At 66.6% G+C, this 17,883-nt stretch carries 14 protein-coding genes and 1 pseudogene; 10 read left to right on the top strand and 5 right to left on the bottom strand.

Features of this window, described 5'->3' with window-relative positions; genetic code table 11:
• Positions 1 to 16 precede the first annotated feature (16 nt).
• Genes ureC through ureG form a run of 4 tightly spaced genes read left to right on the top strand, consistent with a single transcriptional unit; the run spans position 17 to position 3,681 of the window.
• Entirely contained in the window at positions 17 to 1,723 is a 1,707-nt protein-coding gene (gene ureC / locus CFB35_RS04135) for an urease subunit alpha (protein ID WP_059574178.1), read from the top strand.
• 18 nt (positions 1,724 to 1,741) lie between these two features.
• On the top strand, positions 1,742 to 2,350 hold the full coding sequence (gene ureE, locus CFB35_RS04130) for an urease accessory protein UreE (protein ID WP_089464597.1): 609 nt from the start codon (positions 1,742 to 1,744) through the stop codon (positions 2,348 to 2,350).
• Positions 2,337 to 3,017 carry an urease accessory protein UreF gene (locus CFB35_RS04125; protein ID WP_059574180.1) on the top strand — a complete coding sequence of 227 codons (681 nt, stop codon included), beginning with the start codon at positions 2,337 to 2,339 and terminating at the stop codon, positions 3,015 to 3,017. The genes ureE and CFB35_RS04125 overlap by 14 nt, the downstream gene beginning before the upstream one ends.
• A 16-nt stretch (positions 3,018 to 3,033) precedes the next feature.
• Positions 3,034 to 3,681, top strand: coding sequence for an urease accessory protein UreG (gene ureG, locus CFB35_RS04120; RefSeq protein ID WP_059574181.1), 648 nt, complete (start codon positions 3,034 to 3,036; stop codon positions 3,679 to 3,681).
• Positions 3,682 to 3,744: 63 nt separating this feature from the next.
• On the opposite strand, the gene waaA is transcribed toward ureG, so the two are convergent.
• The 4 genes from waaA to CFB35_RS04100 form a co-directional block, all read right to left on the bottom strand.
• On the bottom strand, positions 3,745 to 5,097 hold the full coding sequence (gene waaA / locus CFB35_RS04115) for a lipid IV(A) 3-deoxy-D-manno-octulosonic acid transferase (protein WP_059574182.1): 1,353 nt from the start codon (positions 5,095 to 5,097) through the stop codon (positions 3,745 to 3,747).
• Between the two features lie 37 nt (positions 5,098 to 5,134).
• Positions 5,135 to 6,019, bottom strand: a complete 885-nt coding sequence (locus CFB35_RS04110) for a Kdo hydroxylase family protein (protein WP_059574331.1) — start codon at positions 6,017 to 6,019, stop codon at positions 5,135 to 5,137.
• 23 nt (positions 6,020 to 6,042) lie between these two features.
• Entirely contained in the window at positions 6,043 to 7,038 is a 996-nt protein-coding gene (waaC, locus tag CFB35_RS04105) for a lipopolysaccharide heptosyltransferase I (protein ID WP_059574183.1), read from the bottom strand.
• A 171-nt stretch (positions 7,039 to 7,209) separates the two neighbouring features.
• Positions 7,210 to 8,604 (bottom strand): phosphomannomutase/phosphoglucomutase, encoded by a 1,395-nt coding sequence (locus CFB35_RS04100; protein ID WP_059574184.1) that lies wholly within the window; start codon positions 8,602 to 8,604, stop codon positions 7,210 to 7,212.
• Positions 8,605 to 8,850: 246 nt separating this feature from the next.
• On the opposite strand from CFB35_RS04100, the gene CFB35_RS04090 reads away from it, so the two are divergent.
• The 6 genes from CFB35_RS04090 (at position 8,851) to CFB35_RS34115 (ending at position 15,879) form a co-directional block, all read left to right on the top strand.
• On the top strand, positions 8,851 to 10,107 hold the full coding sequence (locus tag CFB35_RS04090; RefSeq protein WP_059574185.1) for a lipopolysaccharide biosynthesis protein: 1,257 nt from the start codon (positions 8,851 to 8,853) through the stop codon (positions 10,105 to 10,107).
• Positions 10,104 to 10,928: a glycosyltransferase gene (locus CFB35_RS04085; protein WP_059574186.1), complete on the top strand. Its 825-nt coding sequence runs from the start codon at positions 10,104 to 10,106 to the stop codon at positions 10,926 to 10,928. Before CFB35_RS04090 ends, CFB35_RS04085 begins: the two co-directional genes overlap by 4 nt.
• 51 nt (positions 10,929 to 10,979) lie before the next feature.
• Positions 10,980 to 12,116: a glycosyltransferase family 4 protein gene (locus CFB35_RS04080; RefSeq protein ID WP_059574187.1), complete on the top strand. Its 1,137-nt coding sequence runs from the start codon at positions 10,980 to 10,982 to the stop codon at positions 12,114 to 12,116.
• Between the two features lie 15 nt (positions 12,117 to 12,131).
• A complete protein-coding gene (galE, locus tag CFB35_RS04075; RefSeq protein ID WP_059574188.1) occupies positions 12,132 to 13,154 on the top strand; it encodes a UDP-glucose 4-epimerase GalE in 1,023 nt (340 codons plus the stop codon).
• A gap of 27 nt (positions 13,155 to 13,181) precedes the next feature.
• Positions 13,182 to 14,288, top strand: coding sequence for a glycosyltransferase (locus CFB35_RS04070; RefSeq protein ID WP_059574189.1), 1,107 nt, complete (start codon positions 13,182 to 13,184; stop codon positions 14,286 to 14,288).
• A 688-nt stretch (positions 14,289 to 14,976) separates the two neighbouring features.
• Positions 14,977 to 15,879 (top strand): sulfotransferase family 2 domain-containing protein, encoded by a 903-nt coding sequence (locus CFB35_RS34115; protein WP_143328693.1) that lies wholly within the window; start codon positions 14,977 to 14,979, stop codon positions 15,877 to 15,879.
• Positions 15,880 to 15,981: 102 nt separating this feature from the next.
• Here CFB35_RS34115 and CFB35_RS04055 read toward each other — a convergent pair.
• A pseudogene (locus CFB35_RS04055) lies at positions 15,982 to 17,875 on the bottom strand (polysaccharide biosynthesis protein).
• Positions 17,876 to 17,883 lie beyond the last annotated feature (8 nt).

Here is a 17,883-nt window from a genome sequence, read left to right as displayed (position 1 = left end):
CTTCAGGAACAGCAACATGACACTACGCTTGAGCCGCCGCGCGTACGCGGAAATGTTCGGGCCGACGACGGGCGACCGCGTCCGGCTCGCCGATACCGAACTGCTGATCGAGATCGAACGCGACTTCACGACCTACGGCGAGGAAGTGAAATTCGGCGGCGGGAAAGTGATCCGCGACGGGATGGGCCAGTCGCAGCGCGTGGCCGCCGACGTGCCCGATACCGTCATCACGAACGCGGTGATCCTCGATCACTGGGGCATCGTGAAGGCCGACATCGCGATCAAGCACGGCCGCATCGCCGCGATCGGCAAGGCCGGCAACCCCGACATCCAGCCGGGCGTGACGATCGCGATCGGCGCGGCCACCGAAGTGATCGCCGGCGAAGGGCTGATCGTGACGGCGGGCGGCATCGACACGCACATCCACTTCATCAGCCCGCAGCAGATCGACGAAGCGCTCGCGTCGGGCGTCACGACGATGCTCGGCGGCGGCACGGGGCCGGCCACCGGCACCAACGCGACGACCTGCACGCCGGGCCCGTGGCACATGGAGCGGATGCTGCAGGCGGCCGACGGCTGGCCGATCAACCTCGGCTTTCTCGGCAAGGGCAATGCGAGCCTGCCGCAGCCACTCGTCGAGCAGATCGCGGCCGGCGCGATCGGCCTGAAGCTGCACGAGGACTGGGGCACGACGCCCGCCGCGATCGACAACTGCCTGTCGGTGGCCGACGACACCGACACACAGGTCGCGATCCACACCGACACGCTGAACGAAGCCGGCTTCGTCGAATCGACGGTCGCCGCGTTCAAGGGCCGCACGATCCACACGTACCACACCGAAGGCGCGGGCGGCGGCCATGCGCCCGACATCCTGAAGGTGTGCGGCGAGATGAACGTGCTGCCGTCGTCGACCAATCCGACGCGCCCGTACACGATCAACACGCTCGACGAGCATCTCGACATGCTGATGGTGTGCCATCACCTCGATCCGTCGATCGCCGAGGATCTCGCGTTCGCCGAATCGCGCATTCGCCGCGAGACGATCGCGGCCGAGGACATCCTGCACGATCTCGGCGCGCTGTCGATGCTGTCGTCCGATTCGCAGGCGATGGGTCGCGTCGGCGAAGTGATCATCCGCACCTGGCAGACCGCGCACAAGATGAAGGTGCAGCGCGGCGCGCTGCCGGAGGACACCGCGCGCAACGACAACTTCCGCGCGAAGCGCTACGTCGCGAAGTACACGATCAACCCCGCGCTCACGCACGGGATCGCACATGAAGTCGGCTCGATCGAGCCCGGCAAGTGGGCCGACCTCGTGCTGTGGGAACCGGCGTTCTTCGGGATCAAGCCGTCGATGATCCTGAAGGGCGGGATGATCGCGCTCGCGCAGATGGGCGACCCGAACGCGTCGATCCCGACGCCGCAGCCGGTTCATTATCGCGAGATGTTCGCGACGCGCGGCGGCGCGCTCGCGCGCACGTCGCTGACCTTCGTGTCGCAGATGGCGGCCGACGCGGGCATCGCGGAGCGCTACGGCCTCGCGAAGCGGATCGTGCCGGTGCACAACTGCCGCAACGTGACGAAAGCCGACATGATCCACAACGCATGGCGCCCGTCGATCAGCGTCGATCCGGAAACCTACGACGTGATCGCCGACGGCCAGTTGCTCACCTGCGAACCGGCGACGGTGCTGCCGATGGCGCAGCGCTATTTCCTGTTCTGATTCGGAATCCCCAGTTTCATGCGCACCCTCGACAAACGCATTGCCCCGAACGTGAAACTCGCCGCGTCGCTCGTCGCGCGCGCGCCGACGCTCACGCTCGCCTATGACGCCCGCTGCAAGAGCCGCCTCGCGGCGACGCTCGACACCGGCGAGGACGTCGCGGTCCTGCTGCCGCGCGGCACCGTGCTGCGCGACGGCGACGTGCTCGTCGCCGACGACGGCGCGCTCGTTCGTATCACTGCGGCGCCTGAAACGGTGCTGCTCGTGCGCGCAACCGATCCACTTACGCTGATGCGCGCCGCCTACCATCTCGGCAACCGTCACACACCGGTCGAGATCGGCGACGGCTACCTGAAGCTCGAGGCCGATCCGGTGCTCGCGGACATGCTGCGCCGGCTCGGCACGCAGGTCGAGGAAACGCACGCACCATTCCAGCCGGAAGCCGGCGCGTACGGCGGCGGCCACAAGCACGGACACGACGCGACGTTCGCCGAGGATTACGCGCTCGCGCAGCAGGTGTTCGGCGAACACCACGGGCATTCGCATTCGCACGATCACGATCACGATCACGGCCATCAGCATGGTCCCGGCTGCACGCACGGCCACCACGGTCATGACCACCACTGAACTCGTCGCGCTGCTGCACCTCGCGTCGCCCGCACTACCGATCGGCGCGTACAGCTATTCGCAGGGCCTCGAAGCCGCGCTCGACGCGAACCTGATCCGCGACGCCGATTCCGCGCGCGACTGGATCGCGAGCGGCCTGACCGACGTGCTCGCGCACGGCGAATTGCCGTTCCTCGCGCACCAGCTCGCCCGCTGGCAGGCGCACGACACGCACGCGCTCGCCGCCGAAAACGCATGGTTCGTCGCGAGCCGGGAATCGGCCGAACTGCGCCGCGAAACCGAACAGATGGGCTGGTCGCTCGCGCAGCTGTGCGCATCGCTCGAATGGGGCGACGCCGCACGCCGCGCGGCGCTCGCATCGATCGCGCCGATCGCGCTGCCGACCGCGTTCGCGTACGCGGCCGCCACACACGACGCGAGCGCCGACGCGACGCTCGCCGCGTATGCATTCGGCTGGGTCGAGAACCAGACGTCCGCCGCGCTGAAGGCCGTGCCGCTCGGCCAGCTCGCCGGGCAACGCATCATCGTCGCGCTGCGCGGCGCGATCGACGCGGCCGTGCGCCGCGCGCTCGCGACGCCGCCCGACGCCGTCAACACGTTCGCGCCGCAGCTCGGCATCCTGTCCGCGCGGCACGAAACCCAGTACTCGCGGTTGTTCCGCTCCTGAACCTCTTCGCCCGACCATGAACGCACCTGCTCCCTCCTCCGCCCGCCGCACGAAGAAACTGCCGCCGCTGCGCGTCGGCATCGGCGGCCCCGTCGGCTCCGGCAAGACCACGCTGCTCGAAATGCTGTGCAAGGCGATGCGCGACAAGTACGACCTCGTCGCGATCACGAACGACATCTATACGAAGGAAGACCAGCGGCTGCTGACGGTCGCCGGCGCGCTGCCCGAGGAACGCATCATGGGTGTCGAGACGGGCGGCTGCCCGCACACGGCGATCCGCGAGGATGCGTCGATCAACCTCGAGGCGGTCGACCGGATGCTCGCGCGCTTTCCCGATGCCGACATCGTGTTCATCGAGTCCGGCGGCGACAATCTCGCGGCGACCTTCAGCCCCGAGCTGTCGGACCTGACGATCTACGTGATCGACGTGGCCGGCGGCGAGAAGATTCCGCGCAAGGGCGGCCCCGGCATCACGAAGTCCGACCTGCTCGTGATCAACAAGACCGACCTCGCGCCGCTGGTCGGCGCGAACCTCGACGTGATGGCGTCCGACACGAAGAAAATGCGCGGCGAGCGGCCTTACGTGATGACGAACCTGAAGGCGCTCGACGGCGTCGCGGACGTGATCGCGTTCATCGAGAAGAAGGGCTTGCTGACGGTTTGAGCGGCGTGGCGGCGGCTCATGTCGCCGCCATGCGTTCGGGGGCGGCCTTGCGCCGCCCGTCGTCTATTCGTCTTCGGAAGCGGCGCCCGGCAGCGCACGCGTCTCGGCTTCGACAGGCGGCAGCAGCGCGGCGAGCACGTCGACCGTGCGCGCGGTCGCGCCGCGGTGACGCGCCGCGAACGCCGCGCCGGCCGCGCCCATCGCGATGCGCCGCGCCTTGTCGGCGAACAGCGCGTCGAGCACGTGCGCGAGGTCGAGCGGATCCGCGACCTGCATCGCCGCACCGGCCGCGACCGCATCGGCGGTCGCCTGCGTGAAGTTGAACACGTGCGGCCCGATCAGCACCGGCACGCCGACCGCGCACGCCTCGATCAGGTTCTGCCCGCCGAGCGGCAGCAAGCTGCCGCCGATGAACGCGATGTCGGCCGCCGCGTAGTACGCGCCGAGCTCGCCCATCGAATCGCCAAGCAGCACCGTCACATCGTCCGGCAGCGGTTCGGCGGCCGGCCGGCCGGCCGCGAGCGCGGCCGCATCGGCCGCCCAGACGGAGCGCCGCACGCACTTGAGCCCGCTGCGCACGACGAGCGCCTCGACTTCGGCGAAGCGCTGCGGATGACGCGGCACGAGCACCAGCAACGCGCCGGGCGTGCGCATTTCCGCGAACGCCTGCAGCACCAGCGCTTCCTCGTTCTCGCGCGTGCTGGCCGCGACCCACACCGGCCGCGCGCCGATCGCGTCGCGCCACGCATGGCCGCGTGCCGCGAGCTCCGGCGGCGTCGTCATGTCGAACTTCAGGTTGCCGAGCACGGTCACGTTGCGGGCGCCGAGCGACGTCAGCCGCTCCGCATCGGCCGGGCTCTGCGCGAGCACGCGCGAGAAGCCGCCGAACACGTCGCGCGTGGCCGCGCCGAACTTCGCCGCGCGCCGGAACGAGCGCGCGGACATCCGCGCATTGGTCAGCACGAGCGGCACGTCCGCGCGGCGGCACTCGTCGATCAGCGTCGGCCACACCTCGGTTTCCATCACGAGGCCGAGCGTCGGCCGCCATGCGCGCAGGAAGCGCCGCACCGCGCCCGGCATGTCGTACGGCAGGTAGCAGCGCAGCACGCGATCGCCGAAGATCTGTTCGCCCGTCGCGCGGCCGCTCGGCGTCATGTGCGTGAGCAGGATGCGCGCATCGGGGCGCGCGCGCATCAGCGCATCGATCAGCGGCTGCGCGGCGCGCGTTTCGCCGACCGACACCGCATGCACCCAGATCAGCGGCGCGCGGTCGTCCGGCGAGCGGCCCGCGACCTGGCCGAAGCGCTCGCCGATATGCTCGCGATAACCGCGCTCCTTGCGCGAACGCACATAAAGCCGGATGACCGCGGCCGGCGCGACGAGCCACCACAGCGCACGATAGATCGCCCTCAGCATGCGGCCGCCCGGGCGTTGCGTCGAAACAGGGGCGCGCTCAAACCAGCGCCCTGCCCGTCAGGCGTTCGAGAATGCCGAGCGGCGCGCACTCGCGGCGCACCATCGCATCGACCGGCAGGAAGAAGGTCTGCTCGAGCATGAACTGGCCGGACATCACAGCGTGCGAAGTCTGATCGGAGAAACATATCCACACGCTGCCCGGCGGAAACGGCATCGTTTGCTGTGGGCACGTCTTCTGGTAGTCGAGATCGGCCTTCATCCCGTCGTGCAGGTTCAGCATCAGGTGGTCGTATGCGCTGCGCGGCGATTTCGTCACGTGCAGCAGGTTCAGCAGCCACGCCGAGCCCGGCAACTGCGGCCGGATCTTCGGCAGGAAACGCTTCGCGACGTCCTCGAACGGCTCGCCGACGCGCCACACGCGCGGCGTGCCGGCCGGGTTCACGTTCGTGAACACGCGCAGGATGCGCTCGCCGTAGTTCGGCCGCGACGGGAACGCATCGACGTGCAGCCGGCTGTCGTCCTTGCGCCACGACGTCTGGCGCGTTTCGACCTGCATCAGCCGCAGGCTCGTCGGCGCGACGCGCAGCTTGCCGCGATATTCGGGAAAGAGGCCGTCGACGAGCGTGCCGGCCTGCTGCTGGAAGCGCGCGACCAGCGCGCGCACGGCCGACTGCGTGACGCTGTCGCCGAGCACGCCGGCGAGCGCGCCGCCATTCGGCGCGAGGCTGATGTTCTTGCGTTTCGGATCGGCGAGCGCCGGATCGAGCAGCGCTTCCTCGCCGCCTTCGATCGCGAAGCGCAGGTGCGGGAAATACAGCACCTTGCCTTCCTCGACCGCGGCGAGCAACTGCTCGCGCGGCGCCGACAGGTTGTGTCCGCTCCAGTCGGCGGACGGGACTTCGATGATCTGGGATTCGCTCATGATCGGTTCGCGTGTGGACAGCATTACAGGAGACCGAAGCCCGCGAGCGCCGACTTCACCTGCGCGATCGACGGGGGCTGCCCCGCCGTGCCGAGATTGACGACGTTCGGCGACCAGTAGCCGCCGGTCCGCCAGGCCGTCGCGAAATTGTACAGTTCGACCGTCGGACGCTTCAGCGCGGCCGCGATGTGAACCAGACCTGTATCAACCCCGACCGTCGCGGCCGCGCCGTCGATCAGCCCGACCACGGCCGGCAGCGACAGCTTCGGCGGCACGATCGCCGCCGCGCCGAATTCCTTCGCGAGCCGCTCGCTGGTCGCGCGTTCCGCGTCGTTGCCCCACGGCAGCACGAGCGACGCGCCGCGCCGCACCAGCGCCTGGCCGAGCTCGATCCATGCGGCGTCCGGCCACTGCTTGTCGGCGCGCGACGTCGCGTGGACGAACACGACGTACGGCACCGGCAGGTTCAGGCCGAGCGCGGCCACCGCGAGCGCCGCCGCGCGCGTGTCGAGGCCGAATTCGACCGGATCGGCCGGCGTCGGCGCCGGATCGTCCAGCGCGGCCGCGACGAGCTGCCGCGAGCGCTCGACCACGTGCGTGCGCGGCGCGATCGGCACGCGCTTGCGGTAAAAGAAGCGCACCGGCCATTCGTAGCCGGCGCCGTCGGTGCGGTTGCCGAGCCCGACGAGCGGGCCGCGCGCCCAGCTCGCGACCCATGCCGTCTTGATGAGGCCCTGGCAGTCGATCACGAGGTCGTACTGCTCGGCCGCGAGGCGCCGGCGGAACGCACGGATCTCGCGCCACGTCGCGCCCGAGAACGGCCTCTTGCGCCAGCGGCGCAGCGAGAACGGCAGCACGTTGCGCACGCCGTCGACGAGCCGCACGAGGTCGACGAAGCTTTCCTCGACGAGCCAGTCGATCTGCGCATCGGGGTGGCGGCGCCGGATATCGGCGATCACCGGCATGTTGTGCACGACGTCGCCCAGCGACGACACGCGCACGATCAGGATCTTTTGCACGCTGAAAAAACGCCGGCTGGCAGCCGGCGACGGACATAAAGGGGGGATTTTATCGCGGCCGGACGACCGGACAGGCAAAAAGCGGCCGCGCGCCCGGGGCGCGCGCCGCTTTTCGGGATGAACACGGCCGATGAACGGCCGTCGTACGGGCGGCCCGCCGGCCGCCGGCGCTCAGAACGGCAGCTTGACGTCCGGCTTCGCGGCCGTCAGCACGCGGCGGAAGTCTTCCTGGATACGCTTGAGCCCTTCCTGCGTCTCGGCTTCGAAACGCATCACGACGACCGGCGTCGTGTTCGACGAACGCGCGAGGCCGAAGCCGTCCGGGTATTCGACACGCAGGCCGTCGATCGTCACGACTTCCTCGGCGCCCTCGAACTTCGCCTCTTTCTGCAGCTTGTCGATCAGGCGGAAATTCTCGCCTTCGTCGAGCCAGAGCTGCAGTTCGGGCGTGCTCATCGCGTCCGGCAGGCTGTTGAGCAGCGCGCTCGGATCGGCCGTCTTCGCGAGAATCTCGAGCAGGCGCGCGCCGGTGTACAGACCGTCGTCGAAGCCGTACCAGCGATCCTTGAAGAACACGTGGCCGCTCATTTCGCCGGCGAGCGGCGCGCCCGTCTCGCGCAGCTTCGCCTTGACCAGCGAGTGGCCCGTCTTCCACATCAGCGGCTCGCCGCCCTTCGACTTCACCCACTGCGCGAGGTGGCGCGTGCACTTCACGTCGTAGATGATCTGGGCGCCCGGGTTGCGCGACAGCACTTCTTCCGCGAACAGCATCAGCTGGCGGTCCGGATAGATGATCTGGCCGTCCTTCGTGACGACGCCCAGGCGGTCGCCGTCGCCGTCGAACGCGAAGCCGAGCTCGGCGTCGGTGTCCTTCAGCGCCTGGATCACGTCCTGCAGGTTTTCCGGATGGGCGGGATCGGGATGGTGGTTCGGGAACGTGCCGTCGATGTCGGTGAAGCGCTCGACGAGTTCGCAGCCGAGCGCCTTGAACAGGCGCGTCGCGAGCGGGCCCGCGACGCCGTTGCCGGCGTCGACGACCAGCTTCAGCGGCCGCGCGAGCTTCACGTCGCCGACGATGCGCGCGATGTATTGATCGGCGACGTCGATTTCCTCATACGTGCCGCTGCCCGTCTCGAACCGCTCGTCGACGATGCGGCGGTACAGCGCCTGGATCTGCTCGCCGTAGATCGCGGCGCCGCGCAGCACCATCTTGAAACCGTTGTAGTCGGGCGGGTTGTGGCTGCCCGTGACGACGATGCACGAATCGACGCGGCGCTCGCCGCCCTTCAGCGCGAGCGGCACGTTCGCCGCGAAATAGCCGACCGGCGTGGGCACCATGCCGACGTCGACGACGTCGACACCCGCAGCACGCAGGCCGTCGGCCAGCGCGCCGACGAGTTCCGGCCCGGACAGGCGGCCGTCGCGCGCGACGACGACCGCATCGCCGCCCTGCGCACGCACTTCGCTGCCGAATGCGCGGCCGATCCCGCGCGCCGTGTCGACGTCGAGCGTCTTGCCGACCACGCCACGGATGTCATATGCCTTGAAGATGGATTGGGAGATCATCGATTCTCTTCTCTCTCAGTTGCGTGCATGGAAAATTGTCTGGCTTGGCTGGCCGCCTCTCGCCGGTGCCGCGCATGATACATGCGGCCCCGCAAAACAAGGAATGGAACGGCTGGCGCGGTCGCGATCCCACTTATAATCGCGGGTTTCGATGACGCGCATATCGCCCATTTTAATGCCTGGCCGTCCCGCCGCCGCCCACCCGCCGCTTCCGGCCGCCCTGCCCGCGCGCCGCCGCTGCCGCGCATGCTGAAGCGCTTCGGCAACCCGGACGTCGCGAAAGCCGTCGCGAACCTCGTCTGGCTGGGGCTCGAACGGCTTACACAGATCGGCGTCGCGATCGCGATCAGCGGCCTGCTGGCCCGTTATTTCGGGCCAGATGTGTTCGGCAAATGGCAGTATGCGAATACGCTGCTCCTGGTACTGGCGCCGCTCACCTGGGTGTGCGGCGCGGAAATCCTCGTCCCGACCATCGTCCAGCGCCCGCCCGCCCAGCTCGGCGCGGTGCTCGGCAGCGCGTTCGTGCTGCGCATCGCCGTGTCGGTCGCCGCGCTCGCCGCGACCTGGATCGCGATCGCCGCGGGCGCCTTCGACCCGCTGGTCGGCGCGATGCTCGCGGGCCTCGCGGTCACGATGGTGTTCCGCGAGCCGTTCGTCGGCGTGATCAACGCGTGGCTGCAGAGCATGACCTACAGCAAGCCGCAGCTCGTCGCCAGCATGGTCACCGCGCTCGCCAAGGCTCTGCTCGTGTGGCTGCTGGTGCGCGCGGCCGCCGGCCCCGCCCGCTTCGCGTGGCTGTGGGCGCTGGAAGCCGCCGCGATCGGCCTCGCGCTGCTGCTGTACTACCGGCATCGTAACGGCGGCGCGCTCGGCTGGACGTTCGACAGGCCGCTGTTCCGGCACTTTGCGACGGCCGGCACCGTGTTCTGGCTCGGCCTCATCTGCATGTATCTGTTCCTGAAGCTCGACCGCCTGATGCTCGAGCGCCATGTGTCGTTCGCCGATCTCGGCCGCTACTCGGCCGCGCAGCAGCTCAACGAGAACTGGATCACGCTCGCGCTGATGCTCGCGCAGACCATCGCGCCCGCCTTCGTCTACCGCGTGCAGGACGTCGCGCGGCTGCGCCGCAACATCGTCCGGCTGATCGCGATGACGGCCGGCCTGATGACGGCCGGCGCGCTCGTGCTCGACGCCGCCGCCCCGCTGATCGTCGGCAAGGTGTTCGGCCGCGGCTACGAGGCGTCGGTCGACATCTTTCGCTGGGCCGTGTGGCTGTCCGTGCCGGCCGGCATCGAGGCGATAGGCAATCTTATCGTTCTCAAATATCAAGCAAAATTCGTGTTGCTCACGAAATGGCTGCTCGCGCTGGCGATCGCCGCGCTCGTGAACCTGTTCGCGATCCCGCGGCTCGGCCTGTACGGCGCGCTCGTCGGGCTGGCGGCCGGCTACCTGGCTGCTGCCGCCGTCAACTTTTATTACATCCGTTTCAAGCTGCGAACATGACGCCCCCTGATCGCCCGCCCCCGCTCGACGACGTGGCCGTGCTGATGCCGGCCTACAACGGGCACGACGACGTCGTCCGGACCCTCGCGTCGTTTCGCGAGGATGCGCGCGTGCACGTGCTGATCGTCGACGACGGCAGCACGCCGCCGATCGTCGCGCCCGACCTGCCGGGCCTCGCGATCGACGTGCTGCGCATGCCGCAAAACGGCGGCATCGAACGCGCGCTGGCGGCCGGCATCGACGCGCTCGCCGCGCGCGGCTTCCGCTACGCGGCCCGCATCGACGCGGGCGATCTCGCCGCGCCGCGGCGCCTCGCGAAAGAGCGCGCGTATCTCGGCGCCCACCCGCGCGTCGCCTGCGTCGGCATGTGGACGCAGGTCGTGTCGCGCGCGGGCGAGCCGCGCTTCATGCTCACGCCGCCCACCGATCCGCGCACGCTGCGCCGCACGCGCTTCCTGCGCTCGCCGCTCGTGCATCCGTCGGTCATGTTGCGCATCAACGCCGTGCGCGAAGTGGGCAACTATCGGGCCAAGTACCGCGCGGCCGAGGATCTCGATCTTTTTTTACGGTTAATGCAACGCTACGATTGCGCGAACCTGCCGGAACTCGGCCTGTACTACGAGCTCAACGAGGGCGGGATCAGCGCGACCAAGCGCCGGCGCCAACTGGTGTCGACGCTCACGCTGCTGCTGCGCCACTTCAACGCGCTGAACCCGTACGACTGGGCCGGCCTCGCCAAGAACCTGCTGCACTTCGTGACGCCGTACCGTACGCTGCAGCGCATCAAGCAGACGCTGTTCGCCGCGCGGCCGTCCGCCTGACGCGCATCCGGCCCGTTCGGCAATTTCGACGCTTTATTTTTTCTTTTTTTCATGTCCGCCACCTCTCCGCTGCGCATCGCGCTCGTCTGCAACACGGCCTGGGCGATCCATACGTATCGCCACGGGCTGATCCGTGCGCTCGTCGCGCGCGGCGCCGAGGTCATCGTGATCGCGCCGCACGACCGCACGGTGCCGTTGCTCGAACAGATGGGCTGCCGTTACGTCGCGCTCGCGGTCGCATCGAAAGGCACGAGCCCGCGCGAGGATCTCGGCACGCTCGCCGCGCTCGCGCGCCACTACCGCGCGCTGCGGCCCGACCTCGTGTTCCATTACACGATCAAGCCGAACATCTACGGCTCGGTGGCCGCGTGGCTCGCGCGCGTGCCGTCGATCGCGGTGACGACGGGCCTCGGCTACGTGTTCATCCAGAAGAGCCGCGCGGCGAGCATCGCGAAGCGCCTGTACCGGTTCGCGTTCCGCTTTCCGCGCGAGGTGTGGTTCCTGAACCGCGACGATCTCGCGACTTTCACCGACGAGCGCTTGCTCGCGCATCCCGAGCGCGCGCGGCTGCTGCACGGCGAAGGCGTCGATCTCGACCAGTTCTCGCCCGTGCCGCTGCCGGGCGGCGACGCGCCCGTCTTCATCCTGATCGGCCGGCTGCTGTGGGACAAGGGCGTGCGTGAATACGTGGAAGCCGCGCGTGTCGTGCGCGAGCGCTTTCCGAACGTGCGCTTCCAGTTGCTCGGGCCGCTCGGCGTCGACAATCCAAGCGCGATCGGTCGCGCGGACGTCGACGCGTGGGTCGGCGAAGGCATCGTCGAGTATCTCGGCGAAGCGCACGACGTGCGTCCGCACATCGCGGCGGCCGACTGCGTCGTGCTGCCGTCGTACCGCGAAGGCGTGCCGCGCACCTTGATGGAGGCATCGGCGATGGGTCGACCGATCGTCGCGACCGACGTGCCGGGCTGCCGCGACGTCGTCGCCGACGGCGAAACGGGGTTCCTGTGCCGCGTGCGCGACAGCGGAAGCCTCGCGGAACAATTGATTCGCATGATCGCGCTCGGGCCGCAAGGCCGCGCGGCGATGGGCGCACGCGGCCGACACAAGGTCGCGGCGGAATTCGACGAACAGCAGGTCGTCGAACGCTACAGGCGTACCATCCATTCGTTAACCGGTATCACCCTCTGAAGGAGCGCAACAGCAATGACCGCTAAAGGCACCATCCTCGTCACTGGCGGCGCGGGCTATATCGGCTCGCATACGACCGTCGAGCTGCTCGACAACGGCTACGACGTCGTGATCGTCGACAACCTCGTGAACAGCAAGGCTGAATCGGTGCGGCGCATCGAGCGGATCACGGGCAAGACGCCCGCGTTCCACCAGGTCGACGTATGCGACGAAGCCGCGCTCGCGAAGGTGTTCGACGCGCACCCGATCACCGGCACGATTCATTTCGCGGCGCTCAAGGCCGTCGGCGAATCGGTCGCGAAGCCGCTCGAGTACTACCAGAACAACATCGGCGGCCTGCTCGCCGTGCTCAAGGTCATGCGCGAGCGCAACGTCCGGCAGTTCGTGTTCAGCTCGTCGGCGACCGTGTACGGCGTGCCCGAGCGCTCGCCGATCGACGAATCGTTCCCGCTGTCCGCGACGAACCCGTACGGCCAGTCGAAGCTGATCGCCGAGCAGATCCTGCGCGATCTCGAAGTCTCGGACCCGTCGTGGCGGATCGCCACGCTGCGCTACTTCAACCCGGTCGGCGCGCACGCGAGCGGGCTAATCGGCGAGGATCCGGCCGGCATCCCGAACAACCTGATGCCGTACGTCGCGCAGGTCGCGGTCGGCAAGCTGGAAAAGCTGCGCGTGTTCGGCTCCGACTACCCGACGCCGGACGGCACCGGTGTGCGCGACTACATCCACGTCGTCGATCTCGCGAAGGGGCACATCGCCGCGCTCGATGCGCTGGCCACGCGCGACGCGAGCTTCGTCGTGAACCTCGGCACCGGCCAGGGCTACAGCGTGCTGGAAGTCGTACGTGCGTTCGAGAAGGCGTCGGGCCGCCCGGTGCCGTACGAACTCGTCGCGCGCCGCCCGGGCGACATCGCCGAGTGCTATGCGAACCCGCAGGCCGCGGCCGACATCATCGGCTGGCGTGCGACGCTCGGCATCGAGGAAATGTGCGCCGACCACTGGCGATGGCAGGAGGGGAACCCGCGCGGTTTTGTATAATCCGCTGTCCATTTTTCGAGCGATCCCATGCTCAGCTTCGCGTCCGGCTTCATCGTCTCCTTGCTCGTCACGCTGTTCATCGTGCGCTACGCGCACCTTCACGAGAAATTCTCGATCGACAGCGACCTGGCCGGCGTGCAGAAATTCCACGTGCGGCCCGTGCCGCGAGTGGGGGGCATCGGGATCCTCGCCGGGGTCGTGATTGCCGCGCTTGTCGTGTCGCGACGCTACCCGACGATCGCCGGCAGCATTCTCGGGATCGTCGCCTGCGGGCTGCCGGCGTTCCTGTCCGGCCTCGTCGAGGACCTGACCAAGCGCGTGTCGCCCCGCGCGCGGCTGCTGTGCACGATGGGCGCGGCCGCGCTGGCGTTCTGGCTGCTCGGTATCGCGGTCAAGCGCATCAGCGTGCCGCCGCTCGATTTCCTGCTCGGCTACGTGGCCATCTCGGCGTTCATCACCGTGCTGGCGGTCGCGGCGCTCGCGAACGCGATCAACATCATCGACGGCTTCAACGGGCTCGCGTCGATGGTCAGCTTCATGATGTTCGCGTCGCTCGCGTATGTCGCGTTCCACGTCAACGACCCGGTCGTGATGTCCGCGTCGATCATCATGATGGGCGCCGTGCTCGGCTTCTTCCTGTGGAATTTCCCGGCCGGGCTGATCTTTCTCGGCGACGGCGGCGCGTATTTCATCGGCTTCATGCTCGCGGAGCTCGCGATCATGCTCGTGATGCGCAACCGCGAGGTGTCCGCGTGGTATCCGGTGCTGCTGTTCATGTATCCGATCTTCGAGACCTGCTTCTCGATCTACCGGAAGAAGTTCATCCGCGGGATGTCGCCGGGGATTCCGGACGGCGTGCATCTGCATATGCTCGTGTACAAGCGGCTGATGCGGTGGGCCGTGGGGACGAAGCATGCGCACGATCTGACGCGGCGGAATTCGCTGACTTCACCTTATCTGTGGCTGCTGTGCCTCGTCGCGGTGATTCCGGCGACGCTGTTCTGGCGGCATACCGTGCATCTGTTCGTTTTTGTTGTGGTGTTCGCGCTGACTTATGTGTGGCTTTATCTCAGCATCGTCAGGTTCAGGGCGCCGCGGTGGATGGTGGTGAGGAAGGGGAAGGGGGGGTATTGAGGGGTGCGGGTAGCCGGCGCGTTGTCGGCTCGCATGGCGCGTCGATGCCGACGGACCGTATCACTAGTGGCTTTAGCGTCGTCCCTTCGTTGATTCCTGCGCTATAGACGGCACGGGCCGAATTGCATACCGACGAATACAGCATGCTGACGTTCGGTGTGCCCCAGCCGGTCACGAAGTCCCATCCCGAATCTGCCCTGTACGCGCCGTTCGCCCCGTACGTGATATCGCGAAAGACCGATGGCGTCGTGACCTGAGCGTGGGCGCCGCAAAATCGAGATTCGTCGCGCAGGCACTGGACAACACGCGCGCCCAGGTCGCAGCAAATAGCGGTGCGGACAGACTCGTCCCGCCCACTATCTCGAGTTGTCCGCCCACGGCGACTGCTTCGCCGCTGTTCGGATCGGAGTCGAACGCGACGTCCGGCATGCCCCGAAAAGCCCGTCCCTTGAGCGGCGGAACAGGCAAACGACCGTGCAACGTAGAAATTGAGCTGCTTGAGGCCGCCGGACATCCCGACGATGGGCCGCCTTCGACGCCGGTATTGTGGCAGCCGCCTTTTTTTACCGATAAACTGACATCCCGACATAGCCGCACGCATTCCCCGCCGGCCTTCTACTTGTCGCAAGTCATCGTGAAGAAATCGTCTGCCCAAGGCGATTATTGATAGATCATCTCCAATTAGATCGTGTTCGACTATTTCATTACTCCCAGATTTAAAAACGAACCGCGTAACCACGAAAAGCCGCTTGCGATCATGCACGTCCCGAAAACGGCGGGCACATCAGTCATCACCGGCATATCGCAATCCTTGAAAATCAACGACGAAGTTCGAGGAATCGATCGACTACTGCTCGGCACATTTGATCGACTCTCGGAGTTCGATGATGAGGTTGCGCAGACAATCCATCTTGATGAAAGCAAGATGCCCGAATCGAAGCTGATCATGGGTCATTTCTCTTACAGCACTTTGAGGAATCGATACCCGCGCGCCCAACTACTGACTTTCCTTCGCGAGCCGTTATCCCGCCTCTTGTCTCATTGGGTGTACTGGCGATGTATGTCGGACGAATATCTTGTGCGTTGGGGAAGTTGGCAAGATTGCATCAAACTCTCGCGCGGCACCCTGAAAGAATTCCTGACGGATCCACGCATTGCGTGTCAAACCGATAATCTGGCCACTCGCATGCTATTGTGGCCGGACGAACGTATCGGGAATGATTCGTTCATCTCCCCGGATCAGGACTCCAGATTACTGAGAAACGCACTGAGTCGACTCGACTCAATTGCTTACAGCGATATTATCGAGAACCCATATTTTCATCAAAATTTGAGTCATTGGTTCAAGACCGAGCTGCCAATGATGCATCTTAATTCGACTGCACGTGTGCCGGAAAATCTGCGCATCCGGCTCGACAAGGAACTCGATCAGGAGACGTTGTCATTGCTGGATGACCGATGCAGGCTCGATGTGAAGCTCTGGTCCCTGCTGGCGATACGGCGATTTCCCAAGGGCGCGAAGATACCGTCGCTCCAGCGACAAATCACCATGAGGGCAATTGCCCGTTACGGGGCACTACTCGCACCGTAACGGCGGATTGCATCGCGTGCTCGATGCATTGCGCCCTTTTATCCAAGAATGGTTTCAAAAATGGCTACGGTCGGCGGGCACGCTTGGTAGTACCCGCGTCCGCTATCCTCGCGCCGCGGACTTCGGCGGGAACAACGCCGATACGGCTTGAAGGGCAGGACTTGCGGCCGTCTGATATTCCGGCACCCAGCGCCGCAGATCGCGCCGCACCTCGTCGTCGCTCAGCACGCGGTTCTGCATCAGCCACGGCAGCAATTCATCGAGCAGATGATCCGGCACTTCCCGTGCGCGCGCTATCCGCAGCTTCGGATGCGGCGTGCGCGTCGTCGTTTCGTCATCCGCGAGCAGCTCCTCGTAAAGCTTCTCGCCCGGCCGCAGACCCGTGAATTCGATCCGGATCTGGCCTTCCGAAAACCCGTACAGGCGGATCAGATCACGTGCGAGATCGACGATCTTGACCGGCTCGCCCATGTCGAGAATGAAGATTTCGCCGCCGTGTCCCATACTCGATGCCTGCAGCACGAGTTGCGATGCTTCCGGGATCGTCATGAAAAATCGCGTGATCTCGGGATGCGTGACCGTCACCGGCCCCCCCCTTCGCGATCTGTTGCTGGAACTTCGGAATCACGCTGCCTGCGCTGCCGAGCACGTTGCCGAAGCGCACGGTCTCGAACTGCGTGCCGCCGCTCGTTTGCTGCAGCGCTTGACAGGCCATCTCGGCAAGACGTTTGCTCGCGCCCATCACATTGGTCGGATTGACTGCCTTGTCGGTCGAGATCAGCACGAAATGACGCACCCCGTGACGAATCGCCGCGCGCCCGACGCGATACGTACCGAGCACGTTATTGCGCAGCGCCTGCCACGCGTTGTGCTCCTCCATCAGCGGCACATGCTTGTACGCTGCCGCATGGAACACGATGTGTGGAGCATGGCGCGACATCACCTGGTCGAGCAACAGCGAATCCTTCGCGTCGCCGATGATCGGCACCACCGGCTGGTCGGGGAAACGCTCGCGCAACTCTTCAGCAAGCCTGTACATCGCGTATTCGGACAGGTCGAACGCGACGAGTTGCGCCGGCGCAAAACGAAGAATCTGCCGGCATAGTTCCGATCCGATCGAGCCGCCCGCGCCCGTCACCATCACGACGCGACCGCGCAGCAGCGCCTCGACGTGCGGCGTATCGATTGTCACCGCGTCACGACCGAGCAGATCCTCGAGGTCGATATTGCGGACCTGCGACAGGAACCCCTGCCCCGGCATCAATGCGGTCAGCGACGGCAGCACCATCGCTTTCACACCGGCGCGCACGCACAGCGTCGCCACCCTGCGCTGCGTTTCGACCGATGCCGACGGAATCGCGATGATCGCGTATTCGACCTTCAGCGCGTCTGTCCAGTGCTTCAGGTCGTTGAACGAGCCGAGCACCTTGTAGCCGTAGATCTCGCGCCCCTGCTTGGTGACGTCGTCGTCGAGCAAGCCGACCAGACGCCATTCGCCCGAACGCGACAGCTCGCGCGCGAGGCTCGCGCCGGCCGTGCCGGCGCCGAGCACCAACACGGGCTTGCCCTGCCCGACCAGCCCGCCGTACAGGTAGAACTCCTTCGTCGCGCGATACAGCGCGCGCGCCCCGCCCATCGCAAGAAACAGCATCAGCGGCGACACGAGCAGCACCGAGCGCGGGATGATCGGCGATGGCTGGAACATCACGGCACCGATCATCACGATCACGCCACCGCCGACGACTGCCTTCGAAATGCGCATCAGGTCGGGCAGGCTCGCAAATACCCACAGCCCGCGGTACAGGCCGAACAGGTGGAACATCAGCGCGTAGACCGGCAGCACCCAGACGAGGGCCATCAGCGCGCCGCTCAGGAAATCAGACGGAACGCTGCCGTTGAAACGGATGAGATAAGCGAACAACCACGACGCGACAACGGCCGTCAGGTCGAACAGGAAAGCACTCAGTGACAGCCACGATGCTTTGGATCGCAACATCGGCGGGA

This window comes from Burkholderia sp. AU16482 (genome assembly GCF_002223285.1).
Lineage (GTDB): Bacteria > Pseudomonadota > Gammaproteobacteria > Burkholderiales > Burkholderiaceae > Burkholderia > Burkholderia semiarida.
Note: the sequence above shows the minus strand (reverse complement) of the source record. Positions and strands in the feature narration are given on the sequence as shown.

Coding starts and splice junctions, on each gene's coding strand:
- waaA (WP_059574182.1), bottom strand. CDS start 5,097: ATGCTGAGGGCGATCTATCGTGCGCTGTGGTGGCTCGTCGCGCCGGCC.
- CFB35_RS04125 (WP_059574180.1), top strand. CDS start 2,337: ATGACCACCACTGAACTCGTCGCGCTGCTGCACCTCGCGTCGCCCGCA.
- ureE (WP_089464597.1), top strand. CDS start 1,742: ATGCGCACCCTCGACAAACGCATTGCCCCGAACGTGAAACTCGCCGCG.
- galE (WP_059574188.1), top strand. CDS start 12,132: ATGACCGCTAAAGGCACCATCCTCGTCACTGGCGGCGCGGGCTATATC.
- CFB35_RS04085 (WP_059574186.1), top strand. CDS start 10,104: ATGACGCCCCCTGATCGCCCGCCCCCGCTCGACGACGTGGCCGTGCTG.
- CFB35_RS04110 (WP_059574331.1), bottom strand. CDS start 6,019: ATGAGCGAATCCCAGATCATCGAAGTCCCGTCCGCCGACTGGAGCGGA.
- CFB35_RS04070 (WP_059574189.1), top strand. CDS start 13,182: ATGCTCAGCTTCGCGTCCGGCTTCATCGTCTCCTTGCTCGTCACGCTG.
- CFB35_RS04090 (WP_059574185.1), top strand. CDS start 8,851: ATGCTGAAGCGCTTCGGCAACCCGGACGTCGCGAAAGCCGTCGCGAAC.
- CFB35_RS04100 (WP_059574184.1), bottom strand. CDS start 8,604: ATGATCTCCCAATCCATCTTCAAGGCATATGACATCCGTGGCGTGGTC.
- ureG (WP_059574181.1), top strand. CDS start 3,034: ATGAACGCACCTGCTCCCTCCTCCGCCCGCCGCACGAAGAAACTGCCG.
- ureC (WP_059574178.1), top strand. CDS start 17: ATGACACTACGCTTGAGCCGCCGCGCGTACGCGGAAATGTTCGGGCCG.
- CFB35_RS04080 (WP_059574187.1), top strand. CDS start 10,980: ATGTCCGCCACCTCTCCGCTGCGCATCGCGCTCGTCTGCAACACGGCC.